Source organism: Rhodoferax sp. (assembly GCF_044236835.1).
Lineage (GTDB): Bacteria > Pseudomonadota > Gammaproteobacteria > Burkholderiales > Burkholderiaceae_C > Allorhodoferax.
The window spans coordinates 1-18,003 of the sequence record NZ_JBIIGC010000029.1; the positions used below are offsets into that span (position 1 = coordinate 1).

An 18,003-nucleotide genomic window follows, 5' to 3' on the forward strand; every position below is an offset into this window, starting at 1 on the left:
CAAGCAAGACTTGCTTGCGTGTGCGCCGGGTGTTGAGATCGAGGTCCAGAGTCTTTTGTTTCATGCCGCCGATCAACGCAAGTTACGTGCCTCAGTCAGACTGGGTGGGGTGTTTTGAACATAATCCTTAGCTAAGCTGGGCTCCTGAGCTTCCCAATCGTTCAATGAGCCACAACGGTCAATAGCTGTCTGATCGCGTGAAACTGAGAACTAGCTCTGTCTTGAGCTTGATGCTGCTCAAGTGCGGCGCCCTAACCCTTGGCCAATCATGCCCGGTTGGCCGTCAGCGCGAACACCATGCTTTTGGGAACCGTTTTCTTGATGAGAACGGCCAGCTTGGTTCACAGGCGTTCGCAGCGCGGTGACTCCGCTGCTTTTGTGAAACCTGCCTAAAAGTGTGACCAGTTACGGGACAAACCCTTAGCCCTATTGAACAGTTAGCTAGTAATATGAAATCGCTCGGGCTTGCGCGGCCACCGACGGCTGACGCGTACCAAGTCATGATTTTTTAGTCACAGACTCCCCAGGAAGGATTCGACTATGTTCTCTACAACCCCACCCATCCGATGGATAGCCAACTCTGCGATCGCTTTTTTCATCGGCCTTTGCGGTGCTGCACAGGCGCAAACCACTTTGAAAGTCCTCAACTGGTCCGAGTACATCGGGCCCAACACGGTTGCCAAGTTTGAAAAGGCAACCGGGATCAAGGTGGTTTACAGCATTCTGGACAGCGACGACACACTGCAGGCCAAGCTGCTCAGCGGCAACAGCGGCTTCGACGTGGTGTACCCGAGTTCGAATTACATGGCCAAGCAGATCAAGGCCGGATTGTTCGAGCCGATCGACTGGACGAAGATCCCAAATCGAAAACATTTGGATGCGGCAGTGATGGCGCAGACAGCCAAAAACGATCCTGACAACAAATTCGGCGTTCCTTATGTTTGGGGCACTGAGGGCTTGATCATCAACATGACCAAGGCACGGCAGGCCTGGGGCGGCGACTTGCCACCGCTGAGCTTTGACCTGTTGTTCAAACCCGAGAATGCCAAAAGGCTTCAGAAATGCGGCATCGCCCTGATCGACCAACCCAGCGAAGCCAGCACCATGCTGGCCTACATGGGCCGTGACCCCAACAGCCCCAAGCTAAGCGACACAGAGGACGCCTTCAAAGAGCTGGCAAAGATCCGCCCCTATATCAAACTGTTTTCCAACAACGTGATTCAGGACGTGTCCAGCGGCAACATTTGCATCACCACCGGCTGGTCAGGCGACTACAACGTGATGAAGCGACGCGCCAAGGCGGCTGGAAAAGACTTTGACATTCGCTACGCTACGCCCAAAGGTGCAACGGGCCTGTGGTTCACCATGATGGGCATTCCTAAAGACTCCAAGAACAAAGATGCGGCGCACAAGTGGATCAACTTCCTGCTGTCGCCCGAAATCGCGGCCGAGAACAGCAATGAAATCACTTATACCAGCGCAGTGGGTGCAGCCCGGGCGCTGGTTAAGCCCGAGCTGGCCAATGACCCGTTTCTATACCCAACTGAAGCCGAGATGTCCGAGTATTTCGCCTTCAAACCGCAAGATACCGCCTTGCTGCGCGCAACCAACAAACTCTGGCTGCGCTACAAATCCGGTCGTTAGGCGGTTGCTGTGACGGTATCGACGCGGTAACCCAAATCGCATTCGATATCGCGCATGGTGCGCAAAATACCTTCGCGCATGATGTCGAACATCTGGTCGATCTGTGCATGGGTGATGACCAGCGGCGGCGAGAAAACGCACTGGTTCACGATGGGGCGCAGCATCAATCCCAGAGCCTGACAATGCTGGTCAATGCGCGCGCCCAGATCGGCATCAAAGGCCAGATGCTCCAAGGGCGTCATGCCGCTGTGCTCGATTCCGCGCACCGTGCATTCCACGCACCCCAGCAAGCCAATGCCACGGGTGTCAACCACGATCGGTATGTCACGCAAAGCATGCAGCCGCGCCTGGAAATGCGGTGACAGGTCGCGCACCTTCTCCAGTAAACCCTCACGCTCGATGATTTCGATGTTCTTCAGGGCCGCAGCGCTGCAAACGGGGTGCCCAGAATTGGTGTAGCCATGGGCAAAGGAGCCGCCCTTGGCGTTCTCACCGGTTACCCGGGCAAATACGCGGTCTGAAATCAGGCAGGCACCCAGGGGAAGGTAACCTGAGGTAATGCCTTTGGCGCAGGTCACCAGATCGGGCTCCACACCAAACACCTCCTTGCTCGCGAACCAATGGCCCAGACGGCCAAATGCGGTCACGACTTCGTCGGCAATAAACAGCACGTCGTGCTTTCGGCAGACCTCCCATACACGCTTGAAATAGCCCTCGGGAGCCACGATCACGCCACCCGAGGCCTGGACCGGTTCCGCAATAAAGGCACCCACCCGGTGGGCACCTATCTCCAGAATCTTGGCTTCCAACTCTGCTACCCGCGCATCGCAAAACTCTTGCACCGACATGCCCTCGGGTCGACGCCTTGGGTTCACGCTGGACAACAGGTGTGCCTGCGGCATGTTGATGTCCAGAAAGCTCTTGTCGCGGTCTTTACCGGCCACCATACCGGTGAGGTAGCTGCTTCCGTGGTAGGCGTCGGCGCGGGAAATGATGTGCTTTTTCTCGGGCCGGCCCAACACGTTGTTGTAGTAATGGACAAAGCGCAGCGCGGTCTCCACTGCGGTGGTGCCGCCGGTGGTCAGGAAGACATGGTGCATGTCGCCGGGGGCCATCTGCGCCAACTGCGCCGCCAGCGCTGCCGGGGGTCCGGCGCTCAACGCGAAGGGGTTGATGTAGGTCAGTCGGGTGATCTGGGCTGCGATGGCGTCTGCCATTTCCTGGCGGCCGTAGCCGATCTGCGTGCACCACATACCAGCGGGGCCATCGATCATGCGGGCACCGGATTCGTCATACACATAGATACCCTGCGCATGGCTGATGACGGTGCGCTGCGCGCTGCCGGCACTTGCCATGTACTCCCATGGATGCATCCAGTACTGGCTGTCCTGGGTCTGGGCGAGGCTGGATGGAAGCGTGTCGTGTTTCATTTGAGTGGCATCACAAAGGGTTGATTGAATGCTCAGCTTGGCAGTGGCGTCTGCCCGGCACGTGGCGATCGGGCCAGCGCTGCCTGTGCCAGCAAGCGGGCTTGCACCCGCTCCCGATGCATCAGGTACCAACTGTTTCCAATCACGCCGATGCTGACCACGGCAATGATCAGGGTTCCAACGGCGTTGATTTCCGGGTTGAGTCCCAGGCGAATGCGCGAAAGCAGCACCAGGGGCAGCGTCGTGGTGTCGGGTCCGGACAAAAAGGCCGACATGATCACGTCGTCGAGCGAAATCGTGAATGACAACACCCAACCGGCAAAAAGCGAGGGTGCAATCAAGGGCAGCGTGATGTCGAAAAACACCCGTAAAGGCGCGGCGCCCAGGTCGCGCGCGGCCTCGGTGAGCGAGCGGTCCATCGAGGCCAGCCGTGCCTGCACCGTGATCGCCACGTAAGAAATACACAACATGGTGTGGCCTATCCACATGGTCACCATGCCGCGACCCTGGGGCCAGCCAATGCTTTGTTCCAGTGACACGAACAAGAGCAACAGGGCCATGCCCGAAATGACTTCGGGCAACACCAGCGGCGCGTTGACCATGGCTGAAAACAACGTGCTGCCTGCAAAGCGCCGGTAGGTCGCCAGCACATAGCCAATCCAGGCCCCCACCACCACCGAGCTGCAGGCAGTTGCCAGCGCCAGCAACAAGCTGGTGCGGCAGGCATTGAGTAACTCGTCGTCTTCCAACAGCTTGAAGTACCAGTGCAGCGAGAAGCCGGCCCATTCGCTGGCCAGGGGCGATGCGTTGAAGGAGTAGAAAACCACACAGGCAATCGGCAGATAGAAAAACAGGAACAGGACCGTCAAAAACCCCCGCCCCATCCACTTACTGAGCGTACTCATGCCACACCTCCGGTACGGCTTTGCACCCGCTGCAACCACACCATGGGAACCAGCAGCAAAGCCACCATTACCCCGGTTGCTGCTGCTGCCAGAGGCCACGCGATGCTATTGAAAAAATCAGACCACATGACCCGTCCGATCATCAGGTCGCTGGCGCTACCCAACAGCTCCGGTATCACATACTCGCCCACCGAGGGTATGAACACCAGCAGGCAGCCCGCCGTGATGCCGGGCAGGGACAGCGGCAAGGTGACGGTAATGAAAACCTCCCAGGGTTGTGCGCCGAGATCGCGCGCAGCCTCCGGCAGGGTGCGGTCCATCTTCACCAGAAAGGCATACAGTGGTAGCACCATATAAGGCAGGTAGGAATACACCATGCCTACATACAGGCCAACGGTGTTGTTCATCAGTTGTACCGGCACATCTGTCAAACCCGACCAAAGCAGCAAGCGGTTGGCCAATCCCTGGTCCTGCAGGATGCCAACCCAGGCGTAAATCCGCACCAGATACGAGGTCCAGAAAGGCAGAACCACGCCCATCAGCAACAACTCGCGCACACCCGGGCGGGCATTGGCAATCAGCCATGCAGCCGGGTAACCGACCAGCAGGCACGCGAGCGTCGTGAAAAATGCAACCTTCACCGAGCTGACATAGGCCGAAAAATAAATGTCGTCGGTAAAGATGGTGATGTAGCTCTCCAGGCTGAGCAAAATGTTGAGCTGTTGGTCCTGGTATTGCAGCAGTGCGGTGTAGGGTGGGACCTCCATCGCCGACTGCGCAAAGCTGATTTTCAACACCAGCAAAAACGGCAACATAAAGAAAACCAGCAGGAACGCGAAAGGCAGCGCAATCGCCCAGGTCCGGCCGCTGGGCATGAGCATCGAGGGCCACCTGGAAATCGATTGCCGCATCGCTGTAACGCCTCAGCCCACTACCACCAGGCTGTGCACCGACCAGTGCAGCGCCACCGTGTCACCGTAATCCGGCTCGCGGTCAAACCCGGCCAATACTTCCCGCGGCACATGGGCCATCAGCACCCGCCCGGAGGGCAATCGCAGGTAGTACAGGGTGTAGCTGCCCATGTAGCCGATCTGCTCGACCACGCCCAAGGCGGTATTGACACTTTGCTCACTGCTGTCCCGGCTGTCAGCGCTTTGCGGCCACGAAACCCGGATGCGCTCAGGTCGCACGGAAACTGTTACCGCTTGCCCGCTGCGGCCATGGAACTGCACGGACGGCAACTGCAAGGGCCGCGCAAGTTCGCTGCAATCCAGCACATCGCCACCGTCGGATACCAGCGAACCGGTAAAGACATTGGTGGACCCGATGAATTCAGCGGAAAAACGGGTGTTGGGTGCCTCGTAGATGTGCTCAGGCGTGCCCATTTGCACGATCACACCCTCGCTCATCACAGCGAGCCTGTCGGCCATGGTCATGGCCTCCTCTTGGTCGTGGGTCACCATCAGGCAGGTCACCCCGACTTTCTGCAGGATGCTGCCCAGTTCAAACTGGGTTTGCTGGCGGATTTTTTTATCCAGCGCCGACATCGGCTCGTCGAGCAGCAAGAGCTTGGGGCGTTTGACCAGGCTGCGCGCCAGTGCCACCCGCTGCTGCTGGCCGCCGGACAACTGCGCCGGCCTGGACGCCGCATAGGAGTCCATTTGAACCAGCGCGAGCACCTCCACCACACGTTCCCGAATCTGCGCCGGGGCAACACCTTCACGGCGCAAGCCGTAACCCACGTTGGTCGCCACATCCATGTGCGGAAACAGCGCATAGGACTGGAACATCATGTTGACCGGGCGGCGGTGCGCCGGAAGATCGGTGATGTCCTGGCCATCCAGAAGAATCCGCCCGCTGGTGGGCGTTTCCAGGCCTGCCATGATCCGCAGCAACGTGGATTTGCCGCAGCCCGAACTACCCAGCAAAGCAAAAAACTCCTGCCGGCGGATCGACAAACTCACTTTGTCGACCACCGTCACATTGCCGAACTGCTTGCTCACCTCCAGCACCTGCAAAAAGCCTTCTTCGCCCAGCGTGCTGGTTTTCATGGGCGGGATTTGCGGAGTGTTCATGGGCCGATTACACCTGCTACGCCACGCTTGAGTAGGCTGCGGGCGATGATGAGGCGCTGGATCTCACTGGTGCCCTCCCAGATCCGGTCCACCCGCAGTTCGCGGAAAAACCGCTGCGCCGGATTGATGCGCATGTAACCGCGCCCGCCAAAAATTTGCACCACCCGATCAGCTACGCGGTTGGCCATCTCGGATGCGTAAAGCTTGGCCATTGAACAATGGGTGTGGATCAGCGCCACCGGCTCGCCCCGGTCCTGCATTGCGGCGGCCTCGTAGGTCATCAAGCGGGCAGCCCACAGTTCGGTGATGCTGTCGGCCAGCATGGCCTGGATCATCTGGTACTGCGCGATCGGCTGGCCAGAAACCACCCGTTTTTGCGCGAACTCACTTGCCAGGTCGATCAGCCGTGCGGCAGCGCCGCAACAGCGTGCAGCGATCATCAGGCGCTCGCGCCGGAACCATGAGCGGGTGTAATCCATACCGGCTCCCGGTGCACCGATGCGGTTCGCCACTGGAACGCGAACATCCCGCAAGGCGTAGGTCGGATGATGCGAAGAGTAGGTGTGGCCAAACAGGGGGTTGTCCAGCATCTCTATTCCCGGGCTGTTCATCTCCACAAAGAACAGCGCATGTGCAGGCCCGGCCAGCGTGCTGTCCTCCACCACCGCCTGCACAAACAAAAAGTCCGCCTTGTTGGCACTGGTAACAAACCACTTTTCACCGTTGATCAGGTAGTGGTCACCAGCAAGGCGCGCCGTAGTGCGGATGGCGGTGTTGTCCGAACCCGCTTCCGACTCGGTGATCGCGTAACACTCGCGCAGCTCGCCGCGCATCATGGGGAATACATAGCGTTCCAGCTGATCGGTGCTGCAGGCTTCAAACATCCAGGACTGCGCTTCCGACATGCACCAGCTCAAGGCGTTGGTGACGCGCCCGAGTTGCTCCCACACCAGCGTCTGCGTGAGCATGGGCAATTCCAGACCACCCGCCGTGCGCGGTGCATCCATCAACGGTATGCCCAGCTCCAGGGCGATGCGGCGGTGGCGGGCGTAGACCTCGGGGGGCAGTTCGCCTTCATTGAACTCTGCCACTTCTTCAAAAGGCATCAGCTCCTGGTTGGCAAAGGCGAGCGCCTTGCGCTGCCATGCCAGAGCGTCATCAGACAGGGGATAGGCCATGGTTGGATTCCGCTGGAGCAAGCAGACCCAGTATGGACCCGCATTTGTTGAACGATAGTTTAGTAAGGGCATGGCGTCAATCCCCGCGCAGGGCAAAAACAATAGGACAAACCCCATAACGGCTCGATACTACTTGCACTGTTAATTAAACGAACGTACAGTAAAGTAGGAACTGGCGCATACCCGCCGCCATCGGGGCGTGCAGCGCAGTTCGGAGCAGCGCATGCCAGGCAACGAGAAATACGATGTGATCGTGGTCGGTTCCGGCCACAACGGACTGGTCAGCGCCTGCTACCTAGCGCGCGCGGGCCTGAAGGTTCTGGTGCTTGAGCGCAACGATTACATCGGCGGCGCCGCCGTCAGCCGCAGCCTGCACCCGGAGTTCACCTACAGCAACTGCTCCTATGTGTGCAGTCTGCTCCGCCCGGAAATCATGCGTGCGCTGGAACTGCCCAAGTACGGCTTGCAAGTCATCCCCTACGGCGGCGGCGCAGCATTTACCAGGGACGGCCGTCACCTGGCCACCTACCCCAACCACGACGCGCAGCGGCGCGAATACGAGCGCCACTCATCCCGAGACGCGCAAGCCTACGAGCGCTTTTCACGCGATGTGATGCGCCAGTGCAAGTTCATCAAGCCGCTGCTCATGCGCACGCCGCCGGACCCGACATCGTTCAAGTCCAGCGACATCATGGAGTTACTGTATCTGGGCCAGCGATTTCACGCGCTGGGCGAGGAGCGCATGCATGAAACCGTGCGTTTCTGGACCATGAGCGCGGCCGACTTCCTGGACGAGTACTTTGAAAACGACCTCATCAAAGCCACGATGGCCGGCAGCTCGATCATCGGCACGGCACTGGGGCCGCGATCACCGGGCAGCGCCTATGTGCTGCTGCACCATTACATGGGCGATATTGACGACGCAGTCGGTTCCTGGGGCTTCGCGCGCGGCGGCATGGGTGCCGTCACACGGGCCATGTCAGATTCGCTGCGCGCCAGCGGCGGCGAGATCCTTACCGAGAGTCCGGTTGCCCAGATTTTGTCCCGCAACGGGCGCGCTTATGGCGTCGCGCTGCAGTCGGGCGCAGAGTTCCACGCGAAGACGGTGATCAGCAATATGGATGTCAAGCGTACATTTTTGCAAACGGCGGACGAGAAAGAACTGCCACCTGACTTTGTGAACCTGGTGCGTCGCTTCAAGATTCGCGGATCCTCGGGCAAGCTCAATATTGCACTGGACGGGCTGCCGCACTTTCCGGCACTGCCTGCGGACTCGCCCGCTATCCGGGGCGATATGCACATCTCGGAAACGATGGACGAGATCGAGCGAGGCTACGACGACTGGAAGGCAGGGCGCTGGTCGCGCAAACCCTATGTCGACATGTTGCTGCCGTCCATCATCGACCCCACCATGGCACCGGAAGGCAAGCACTACATGTCGGTGTTTGTGCAGTACGCGCCCTACCACCTTGCAGACGGTCCGTGGACCGACGAAAAGCGCCAGGCCTTTGGCGACACAGTGATCAACGCGATTGCCGAACACAGCCCCAATTTCAAAAGTCTGATCCGCCATGCTGAAATCCGCACGCCTTGGGACATTGAGAACGAAGTCGGCCTGTCCGAGGGCAACATCTTTCAGGGCGAACTGACGATGGACCAACTGCTGTTCAACCGTCCCGTTCCAGGTTATGCGCAATACCGTACGCCGATTGCGGGTCTGTACATGTGCGGCTCCAGCACCCACCCCGGAGGCGGCGTGATGGGCGCGCCGGGTGCCAACGCGGCGCGCACGGTGTTGGGCGACCTAGGCCACAAGGTGAGCGCATGAGCGCCCGCTACGACGCCATCGTGATCGGTGCGGGCCACAACGGCCTGTGCTGTGCCCTGGATCTGGCACGCGCCGGTCGCCGTGTGCTGGTGCTCGAATCTGCCAGCCAGGTCGGCGGCGCAGCCCGGACCCATAGCTTTGCCTCCGGATTCCAGGTTTCCTCCTGCGCCCATTTGCTGCACGGGCTTCCCCAGTCGCTGGTGCGGGAGTTCAACCTGCAGGCCCATGGCCTTTCTTTTGCCGCGACCACCATGGCGACCCACGCGCTGCAGCCGGACGGTAGCGCGCTATCTATGGATCCGATGCATGAGGCCGGCAGCGGGCTGCCACCCGCTGATGCCACTGCCTACACTGACTTTCGGGCGCGCATGGCGCGCTATGCAGATGTCTATGCGACGCTGTTTTCCACCACCCCGCCACGGCTTTCGCTGCAGGACTGGCGTGAGCGCTGGGACTTGCTGCGCCTGGCGCTGCGCCTGCGTCTGCTGGGCAAAGCGCCCATGCGTGAACTGCTGCGAATCGGTGGCATGAATGTCTACGACTTGCTGGACGACAACTTCCAGACTCCGCTACTCAAAGGCGCCTTGGCCTTTGACGCCACACTGGGTGCGGATTACGGTCCGCGTTCACCCGGCACGGTGCTTACTTGGCTGCACCGCCTCGCCGGGCAGCAGCAAGCGGGATCCCTCGGACTGGCACAACCGCTGGGCGGCATGGGGGCAGTCTGCGAAGCACTGGCCAAAGCCTGTGCGGCGGCAGGTGTCACTCTGCGTCTGAATGCAGCCGTGGCGCGCATTACCGTGCACGAGGACCGGGCCAGCGGCGTGCTGCTGACCGATGGCACCGCGCTGGAAGCACCCGTTGTTCTGAGCAGCGCGAGTTTGCGCAGTACCTACATTGGCATGCTGGGTGTCGAGCACCTCGATACGGGTTGCGTGCGCCGGGTGCGCAACTTCCGCTCGCAGGGTCTGGTGGCCAAGCTGCACCTGGCTTTGCGGGCACAGCCGGCTTTCCGTGGTCTGGACGATGCGGCACTGGGCGGGCGCCTGCTGATCAGCCCGACCATGGACTACCTGGAGCAGGCCTTCAACCCGTCCAAGTACCGCGAAATCCCGCAGCACCCCGCCCTGGAGATCACGCTGCCCACCGTTAACGACCCCGCGCTGGCGCCCCCCGGACAGCATGTTCTTTCGGCACTGGTGCAATTTGTTCCCTATGACCTCGGCCCCGACCCGCAGGCGGCCAAGGCCCAACTGCTGGAGAACATCATGGCCACCCTGGAGCGTTACGCACCCGGCATCGGAGGTCTGGTGCTCGCCAGCGAGCTGCTGAGCCCCGCCGATCTGGAGCAACGGTTCGGTCTTGCCGGCGGCCACTGGCACCAGGGCGGGCTGACCTTTGACCAATTCTTCATCAACCGCCCGGTCGCACACAGCCACCAGTACCGCAGTCCGGTGCCGGGTTTGTACCTGTGCGGCGCGGCATACCACCCAGGTGGCGGGGTATCGGGCTGGGCCGGGCGCAATGCCGCGCGTGCCGTGCTGCAAGACGGAGACCTCCATGGCAAATGAAACAACCGCCGGGACCCGGACCGCGCCACATCACCTGCCGCCCGGCGCGCAAGCGGCGGCGCATTACCGGCGCCCGCTGCTGCACAGTCCGTTTTTCGAAGCCAGCCGGCCATGGATACAAACCGACAGCTTCATCGCATGGGCCGGATATCTCACTCCGGATGTGTACTCTTACGTAGAGCAGGAGTACTTTGCGATTCGCAACAGCTGCGCCCTGTTCGACCTCACGCCCATGGTCAAGTACTGCATCAGCGGTCCTGACGCCGAGCGCTACCTCAACCGCCTGATGACAGGCAATATGACCAAGCTCGCGCCCAACCGAGTCTTGTACACGCTGTGGTGCGACGACCAGGGGCATGTGATCGATGACGGAACCGTGTTTCGCCTCGGGCCGCAGGAGTTCCGGGTCTGCTGCCAGGACCGGCAGCTCGATTGGTTTCTGGACTGCGCCTTTGGCTTTGATGTGCAGGTTACCGAAGCCACGGCCGACATCGCCGCGCTGGCGTTGCAAGGTCCGACCGCGTTTGCGGTGTTGCAGGCGGCGGGATTTTTAGGCCTGGACACACTCGCTGCCATGGGCATTGCACAGCAAGCGCTGCAGGGCATTCCGGTCATGGTTTCGCGCACCGGTTTTACCGGTGACCTCGGCTATGAGTTGTGGGTAGAGCCGGAACACGCAGCGCAGCTGTGGAACACCTTGATGCAAACCGGTGCGTCCCGCGGCATTACGCCCATGGGCTACCAGGCGCTGGAGATGGCGCGCATCGAAGCAGGCTTCATTCTTCCCGGGGCGGACTTCATGTCCTGCGCCCAAACCCTGCGACTGGGGCGCGAGAGCACGCCGTGGGAGCTGAACCTGGACTGGACCGTGGCGCTGGACAAAGGCCATTTCAATGGCCGGCGCGCCCTGCTGGCGGCCCGCGCTCGGGGTGTACGACGCAAACTGGTCGGCTTGGAGCTCGACGGCAATAAACCGGGCCACGGCGCGCTCGTGTATGCCGATGCGGAAAACAACATCCAGATCGGCGAAATCAGTTCTGCGTTGTGGTCGCCTACGCTCAAACGCAATATTGCAATCGCACGCATTGATGCACCTTATTGCGATAGCAAGGCCACTTTCTGGGTGGACTTGTACCTGCACCGCGAATTGCATTGGGAGCGCCGCAACGTGCGCAGCTGGATCGTGCCGCGTCCGTTTTATGCGCCGGCCCGTCGCCGCGCCCTGCCCCCGCCATTGCGTTAAACGCGGCCCGGCCTCTCTATCAGCGAACCATGCCTACTGTCCAACAGATCTACTTTCCAGCCCCGCCCGGTAAAGCTAGCGCGAGTCTGCGCGCCGCGCTGGCGAAGTGCATACCGGGCCACGCGCTGCCGCGCGAGTTCTACACAGCCCCTGATCTTTTTGCCTATGACATGCACCACTTTGTTACCGCGCATTGGCACTGCGTAGGACACACCAGCATGCTGGCAGCGCCTGGTGATTTTTTCACCGCCGAGCTGGCCGGGGAGTCTTTTATTCTGGTGCGCGGCGATGACGGCGCAGTCCGCGCCCTGCTCAATGTCTGTCGCCACCGCGGGGCACGGCTGTGCGATGAAAGCTACGGCCATGCACGCCACGGGCGCTTTGTCTGCCCCTACCACGCCTGGACTTACGACAGCGCAGGCCAGTTGCAGACGGCACGGGTGAGCGAGCCCGGCTTTCGCAGCGCCGATTACCCCCTCAAACAAGCCCGGGTGCACGTCGAAGAAGGCATGATCTTCATCACTCTGGCGCAGCAGCCTTTGGGCCTGGCGCATGTGCAGGAAGCCTTTGCAGCGTCAGCACGGGTGTACGGGTGGCGCAACGCCAAAGTGGCAGCCCGCAAGACCTACCACATGCAAGCCAACTGGAAGCTGGTGGAGGAAAACTACCAGGAGTGCTACCACTGCGGGCCTGCGCACCAGGAGTATTCCAAGCGACACACCTATGCGCGCACCGAGCAACAGCGCGAAGGCGCCGATGCTAGTCTGCGGGCACGCCACGCGGCGCTGGGCATCGACCTGCGCGACACCGACTTTTACTTCCGCAAAGCGCAGCCGGGCCAGGAAAGCGCCGACAGCATCCGTTCAGCCCTGGTCGATGGCGTGGTGAGCGGCAGCCGGGACGGCCGGGGCGTGGCACTTCTGATGGGCGACTTCAAAATGCGCGGCTATGACGGGGGCTCTTCCTTCATTGACGTCGGCCCCACCTCGAACTTTGTGGCCTACCCCGATTACACCCTGCTCTACCGGACCATCCCGCAAACGGTGGATCGCACCGCGTTTGAGCTGATCTGGCTGGTGGACAATGCGGCAAGGGAAGGCGTGGATTACCAGCTTGACGCGCTCACCTGGCTGTGGGACCACACGAGCCAGGAAGACCGCCACATCATCGAGACAAACCAGCGCGGCGTGAACTCGGTGTTTTTTGAGCCCGGCCCCTACAACCCCATGGAGACCTACGCCCGCCAATACAGTGAGTGGTATCTGGAGGCGCTGCGCACGGCCTTGTCGCAGCCGCTGTAGGTCAGCCCCCGCACAATAGACGCAGGGCCATGAGGAACCATCGATGAACAGCACCACACCAGCCGTTCGCCCCAAGGGCAGTACGACACGGATACGCGAACAACCCGAAGTGCGCCGGCGGTTGTTGATTGAGGCCACCACCCGATCCATCGCGCGGCACGGCTACAGCGGCACGACCATTGAGCAGATTTGCGCCGAGGGCCAGGTATCCCGGGGCCTGATCAACCACCACTTCGGCTCCAAGGAGGAGCTGATCATGCAGGCCTACCAGCAGGTGTGCGACACCTGGACCGTCTATACCCTGGCAGGCATTGAAGACAGTGCAGACCCGGCCCTGGCGCTGCGCCAATGCATCGACAAAAACTTTAACAGCTCGATGTTCAACACCGAGAACCTGCGGATCTGGCTGGGCTTCTGGAGCGTGATTCCGAAGTACCCCAAACTCAGCAAACTTGATCGAGCGCTCTACAAGGTCGACTTGAACATCTATAAGGGCATTTTCGAACGCCTAGCTACTGCACACGGCCTCGCGATTGACACGGACAAACAGGCCACGGGGCTGATGGCGCTGATTACGGGTTTGTGGCTGCACGCCGCGCTCGACCCAGCCACCTTTCGTGCGACACAGGCCAAAGCGGTTTGTATGGCATCTATTGCGCACCTGCTGCAGGCACCCGAGAAAGGACATCCATGAAACCCACACCTGATGCCATGTCCCAGGCTACGCGTCCGCTGGCCGCCTGGACCTACCAAAGCGCTGAATTGGCTGAACTGGAGTACGAAACGCTGTTTCGCACCTCTTGGCAGTTTGTCTGTCATGTCAACGAAGTACCCAAGCCCCGCGACTACTTTACGCTCGACCTTCCGCGGGACCCCGTGCTGGTGCTGCGCGGCGATGACGGCGTGCTGCGCGCCTTTTTGAATGTCTGCAGGCACCGGGGTGCCAAGGTCCTGGACGGCAACGCCACGTGCAAAGCGCGCCTAACCTGCCCCTACCACGGCTGGAGCTACCACCTCGACGGCAGCCTGGCCGGGCGACCGTCGGAGTCCACATTTGCCAACCCGGAGACTGCCCAATTGGGACTGAGGCCTCTGGAAATCGAAGTGTTTTGCGGCCTGGTTTTTGTGCGTATCGTGCCCGGTGGCGTAAGCCTGCGCGACATGTGGAAAGAATACCTGCCGCTGATTGAGCCCTACCAGCTTGAAGACATGGTGTCCCTGGAAGCGGCCGGCTACGAGGAGTGGAAGTGCAACTGGAAAGTCGGCGTCGACAACAACCTGGAAAACTACCACGTGCCGCTCGGCCACCCGGGCTACCAGCGCCTGCTTGACAGCGATATCACCGGCTTCATGAACCAGCATGGCGTGGCGGGGAGTCTGAGCGTACTGCGACCCCAACCAAGCAGCAATTGGGCCGAGCGCATGTACCAGCAGATGGCGCCGGGCCTCAACAGCAATTTGTCCGCGAAGGTCCGCAACACCTGGTCTTTCTTCACCATGCCGCCCAACACCGGGCTGGACATCTACGGTGACAGCATGGACTTGTTCCAGTTCTTTCCACTCGGAGCGCAGCGATGCCGGGTGCGCTATCCAATCTACGTGCGACCTGACACACGCCGCGAAATGAAGGTGCTGCGATACCTCAATGCGCGCATCAACCGGCAGGTCGGCGCTGAGGACCGTGCGCTGTGCGAGCGCGTTCAATTGGGCATCAATTCCAAGGACTTTGCATTCGGCCCGCTCTCGTCGTACGAGCATTGCGTGCTCGATATGCATGCCAGGGTCCAAGCCGCCTGTCCGGTTAGTGCATTGGAATCCAACCCCGGTGAGGGTGTGCTGCGCGAACGCAATTCCAGCTTGTGTGCAGGCGCGACCTGATGCCCCTGCTTCGAGCTCAGGTCTAGTCGCCAGAAGTTCTCATCCATTTCTCCTTGACACTGTATGCACACGTGCGCTTACAGAAATCCCGCCGCAGATGCTCAGTGACCCCACGGCCAACTCTGGAAAACAATAGGCGACCGGATGTTGGCCCGCGACTGAGATAGCCCCCTGATCCCACAGGGACTCCAACATTGAGTGCTCAGCAGCGTACGTCTGCGGATCCATATCGCATGTCAAGGCCAGCAGATGCAGCCGGGGTAGATCAACAGATTTCCCCATCGCCACTACTTCGGCCTTCAGCTGCCTAAGGTGCTCGGGTCGTGATCGAGACCCGAGTAGGCACATACGCCGCCCCTCACGCGCAAGGGCCGGCTCGCCATCACTTGGCTCTACGTCGACCACCATCTGCTTTGTCAACCCAGGTTTTGCCGGCTTCCGCCAGCGGGCGCTCCGGAGCCGATCTGCTGCAGCACACGGACCAGTTTGCGAGCGCTGCTGAGTGCACCGTCCACTGACGGTGGCACGGCGCCTTGTTATCCCGCCATCCTGCTGATCTCGGACAAGCAGTGGTTGATCACCGACAGTGGCGCCCCGAGGACCTCGCGCTCATTGCGGGACAGGCATGTACGGTCGACTCCAAGCACTCGCGTGAAGTCTGCTTGACTGCGGCCTGCGCCCGCAGTTCGAATCAGGTCAGCTTGTCTGGTTGGGAACAAGTGGGCTCGAGGTGCTATCGATGCACATAAAGTGCGGTTGTTACACATCTGGATGCAGGCAGTTCGACGTGTGAAAGGTCGGCAGCCGCCTGCCATCGTGACGATGCTGGCTATGCCCTTCTAGAAGCCGTGGTTCGGCCACGGTGACCCGGCTATGGAAGAGACACCGTTTGTGAGCTTTCGCTCACCTATACAGCTTGCAGTTTTTCTTCCTACGATTACCTTTGCTGCTCGGGTGGTTGGCTGGACTACAGCGTCACTGGATGGCGAGCAACGATGTCGCTTCATCCACGACCTGAATGGACTAAGAGACTCTCAACTTTATAGAAGTGAGATCCGTTATACGGGCCATCAGCGCCAAATCCACCATCTGCATCACGTCGGCAGGCGCATGCTGCATGACGTTCGGTTTAATGTCCATGTGCTGCATGACCTGGCTTTGCAAAATAGTGGCCAGCCCGTGCATGGTTGACCACACAAACATCGCATCTGCATCAATCACATCGGCCCCCGCACCCGTGCCAGCGTAGAGCGGCGTCAACGCGTCGCGCAGCACGTTGAACGAATGCCGGCTGTCAATCACCAAGTCGGGGCTGGCTTCAACCTGGGGCCACGGTGTGCCAAACATCAGCCGGTACTCCAACGGGTTTTGTAGGGCAAAGGTCAGGTAGCTAGTCCCCAATGCCCGCATGTCCTCTATCGGTTCGTCAGACCGTTTCCGGCTATTCAGTGCAACCGTAAACCGCCTGAAGCAACGTCGAATCACTTCGGCCAGCAGGTGGTCCCGGCTGGGGTAATGCTTGTAGGGCGCCTGGTGAGAAACATTGAGCCTGCGCGCCACATCCCGCAGGCTGAGCTTTTCAATACCGTGCTCTGCGATGACCGCCTGTGCGGCTTCAATGCAGGCGTCTTTCAACTCCAGGGCTGCGGGGGCTTCGTCGTTTTTTGTTTTTCGTGCCATCAGTGCTTTAGGGCGAACCCTTTCATCATCTTGCCGATGATACGGACTTGCATAAAGCGTGGCGCAGTGACCAGCGCGCTGCGCAACAACTTGGTCAAGGTGCCGGGCAACACACTGGCGGAATGTCCCAAGGCGTTGATGGTGGCCGTGGCGACTTCCTGCGCCGTCATTGCCCGGCGCATCCGCATGCGGGCGCGCGGGCCAAAGCCCGTGTCCGTAGGGCCGGGCGATGACACCAGCACGTCCACCCCAGTGCCCTGGAGCTCAACGCTCAGGGCCTCACCCAACGATTGCACATAGGCTTTGGTTGCAGCGTAATTGGCGTTGTAGGGTGTGCCATGAAACGCCAACAGACTGGCGATCAGGATGATGCCGCCGTGCCCCTGTCCGTGCATTCGCCGCGCAAAGTGAACCGCCCCGGGTTTTGAGGAGGCTCCAACACCTGAGAAGATGGAGCTATGAGAAAGTCAACAAAGTTTTCCCCTGAAGTCCGCGAGCGCGCTGTGCGCATGGTGCAGGAGCACCGTGGCGAATATCGCTCCCTGTGGGCTGCCATTGAGTCCATCTCGGCCAAGATCGGCTGTGTTCCCCAGACCTTGAACGAATGGGTCAAAAGAAGTGAGGTCGATTCCGGCTTGCGCGAAGGCGTCACCAGCGAGGAGCGTGATCGCATCAAGGCCCTTGAACGCGAGAACAAGGAACTACGCCGGGCCAATGAAATTCTGAAACTGGCCAGTGCTTTTTTTGCCCAGGCGGAGCTCGACCGCAAACTCAAGTCCTGAGCGGATTCATCGACCAGCATCGCCATACCTACGGGGTCGAGCCGATTTGCAGAGTGCTGCAAATCGCCCCGTCTGGTTACCGTCGCCACGTCGCCCAGCAACGCACACCAGAGCTGCGTTGTGCGCGTGCCAAACAGGATGCAATCCTGCTGCCGCAGATTCACTAGGTCTGGAAGAACAACATGCAGGTCTACGGTGCGGACAAGGTTTGGCGCCAGCTCAACCGCGAAGGCCAGACCGTTGCCCGCTGCACGGTGGAGCGGCTCATGCGCCACGCTGGCCTGCGCGGTGTACGTCGAGGCAAGGTGGTGCGCACCACCGTCAGCGACAAGGCCGTGCCATGCCCGCTGGACCGTGTTAACCGGCAATTCAAGGCAGACCGGCCCAACCAGTTGTGGGTGTCGGACTTCACGTACGTCTCAACCTGGCAAGGCTGGCAATACGTGGCCTTTGTGATTGACGTCTATGCCCGCCGGATAGTGGGCTGG

The 18,003-nt window shown here is 60.4% G+C and carries 14 protein-coding genes, 1 pseudogene and 1 other annotated feature; of the genes and pseudogenes, 8 read left to right on the forward strand and 7 right to left on the reverse strand.

Features of this window, described 5'->3' with window-relative positions; genetic code table 11:
• Positions 1-540: 540 nt before the first annotated feature.
• The gene (locus ACILRC_RS14425) at positions 541-1,644 is read left to right on the forward strand and encodes an extracellular solute-binding protein (RefSeq protein WP_395670074.1); all 1,104 of its coding nucleotides are present in this window, start codon (positions 541-543) and stop codon (positions 1,642-1,644) included.
• On the opposite strand, the gene ACILRC_RS14430 is transcribed toward ACILRC_RS14425, so the two are convergent.
• The 5 genes from ACILRC_RS14430 to ACILRC_RS14450 are packed head-to-tail and all read right to left on the reverse strand — an operon-like array spanning position 1,641 to position 7,232.
• Complete coding sequence (locus ACILRC_RS14430; protein WP_395670075.1) at positions 1,641-3,074, reverse strand: aminotransferase; 1,434 nt, start codon at positions 3,072-3,074, stop codon at positions 1,641-1,643. The two genes, ACILRC_RS14425 and ACILRC_RS14430, sit on opposite strands and share 4 nt — an antisense overlap.
• Before the next feature lie 32 nt (positions 3,075-3,106).
• Positions 3,107-3,979: an ABC transporter permease gene (locus tag ACILRC_RS14435; protein ID WP_395670076.1), complete on the reverse strand. Its 873-nt coding sequence runs from the start codon at positions 3,977-3,979 to the stop codon at positions 3,107-3,109.
• Positions 3,976-4,890 (reverse strand): ABC transporter permease subunit, encoded by a 915-nt coding sequence (locus ACILRC_RS14440; RefSeq protein WP_395670077.1) that lies wholly within the window; start codon positions 4,888-4,890, stop codon positions 3,976-3,978. The genes ACILRC_RS14435 and ACILRC_RS14440 overlap by 4 nt, the downstream gene beginning before the upstream one ends.
• 12 nt (positions 4,891-4,902) lie before the next feature.
• Positions 4,903-6,054 carry an ABC transporter ATP-binding protein gene (locus ACILRC_RS14445; RefSeq protein WP_395670078.1) on the reverse strand — a complete coding sequence of 384 codons (1,152 nt, stop codon included), beginning with the start codon at positions 6,052-6,054 and terminating at the stop codon, positions 4,903-4,905.
• The gene (locus ACILRC_RS14450) at positions 6,051-7,232 is read right to left on the reverse strand and encodes an acyl-CoA dehydrogenase family protein (protein WP_395670079.1); all 1,182 of its coding nucleotides are present in this window, start codon (positions 7,230-7,232) and stop codon (positions 6,051-6,053) included. The genes ACILRC_RS14445 and ACILRC_RS14450 overlap by 4 nt, the downstream gene beginning before the upstream one ends.
• 223 nt (positions 7,233-7,455) lie before the next feature.
• Between ACILRC_RS14450 and ACILRC_RS14455 the strand changes: the two genes are divergently transcribed.
• Genes ACILRC_RS14455 through ACILRC_RS14480 form a run of 6 tightly spaced genes read left to right on the forward strand, consistent with a single transcriptional unit; the run spans position 7,456 to position 15,053 of the window.
• On the forward strand, positions 7,456-9,060 hold the full coding sequence (locus tag ACILRC_RS14455; RefSeq protein WP_395670080.1) for a phytoene desaturase family protein: 1,605 nt from the start codon (positions 7,456-7,458) through the stop codon (positions 9,058-9,060).
• Complete coding sequence (locus ACILRC_RS14460) at positions 9,057-10,631, forward strand: phytoene desaturase family protein (RefSeq protein ID WP_395670081.1); 1,575 nt, start codon at positions 9,057-9,059, stop codon at positions 10,629-10,631. Before ACILRC_RS14455 ends, ACILRC_RS14460 begins: the two co-directional genes overlap by 4 nt.
• A complete protein-coding gene (locus tag ACILRC_RS14465) occupies positions 10,621-11,874 on the forward strand; it encodes an aminomethyltransferase family protein (RefSeq protein ID WP_395670082.1) in 1,254 nt (417 codons plus the stop codon). The genes ACILRC_RS14460 and ACILRC_RS14465 overlap by 11 nt, the downstream gene beginning before the upstream one ends.
• 29 nt (positions 11,875-11,903) lie before the next feature.
• On the forward strand, positions 11,904-13,175 hold the full coding sequence (locus tag ACILRC_RS14470) for an aromatic ring-hydroxylating dioxygenase subunit alpha (protein ID WP_395670083.1): 1,272 nt from the start codon (positions 11,904-11,906) through the stop codon (positions 13,173-13,175).
• A 43-nt stretch (positions 13,176-13,218) separates the two neighbouring features.
• The gene (locus tag ACILRC_RS14475; protein WP_395670084.1) at positions 13,219-13,869 is read left to right on the forward strand and encodes a TetR family transcriptional regulator C-terminal domain-containing protein; all 651 of its coding nucleotides are present in this window, start codon (positions 13,219-13,221) and stop codon (positions 13,867-13,869) included.
• Positions 13,866-15,053 carry an aromatic ring-hydroxylating dioxygenase subunit alpha gene (locus ACILRC_RS14480; RefSeq protein WP_395670085.1) on the forward strand — a complete coding sequence of 396 codons (1,188 nt, stop codon included), beginning with the start codon at positions 13,866-13,868 and terminating at the stop codon, positions 15,051-15,053. Before ACILRC_RS14475 ends, ACILRC_RS14480 begins: the two co-directional genes overlap by 4 nt.
• 1,023 nt (positions 15,054-16,076) lie before the next feature.
• Here the strand turns inward: ACILRC_RS14480 and ACILRC_RS14485 are convergent.
• Together ACILRC_RS14485 and ACILRC_RS14490 are read right to left on the reverse strand one after the other, a co-directional pair.
• Positions 16,077-16,733 carry a TetR/AcrR family transcriptional regulator gene (locus ACILRC_RS14485; RefSeq protein ID WP_395670086.1) on the reverse strand — a complete coding sequence of 219 codons (657 nt, stop codon included), beginning with the start codon at positions 16,731-16,733 and terminating at the stop codon, positions 16,077-16,079.
• Positions 16,733-17,185 carry an SDR family NAD(P)-dependent oxidoreductase gene (locus ACILRC_RS14490; protein ID WP_395670087.1) on the reverse strand — a complete coding sequence of 151 codons (453 nt, stop codon included), beginning with the start codon at positions 17,183-17,185 and terminating at the stop codon, positions 16,733-16,735. Before ACILRC_RS14490 ends, ACILRC_RS14485 begins: the two co-directional genes overlap by 1 nt.
• A gap of 6 nt (positions 17,186-17,191) precedes the next feature.
• Between ACILRC_RS14490 and ACILRC_RS14495 the strand changes: the two are divergent.
• Positions 17,192-18,003, forward strand: a pseudogene (locus tag ACILRC_RS14495) (IS3 family transposase); the annotation flags it as partial.
• Positions 17,470-17,586, forward strand: a sequence feature (AL1L pseudoknot). (Overlaps the previous pseudogene by 117 nt.)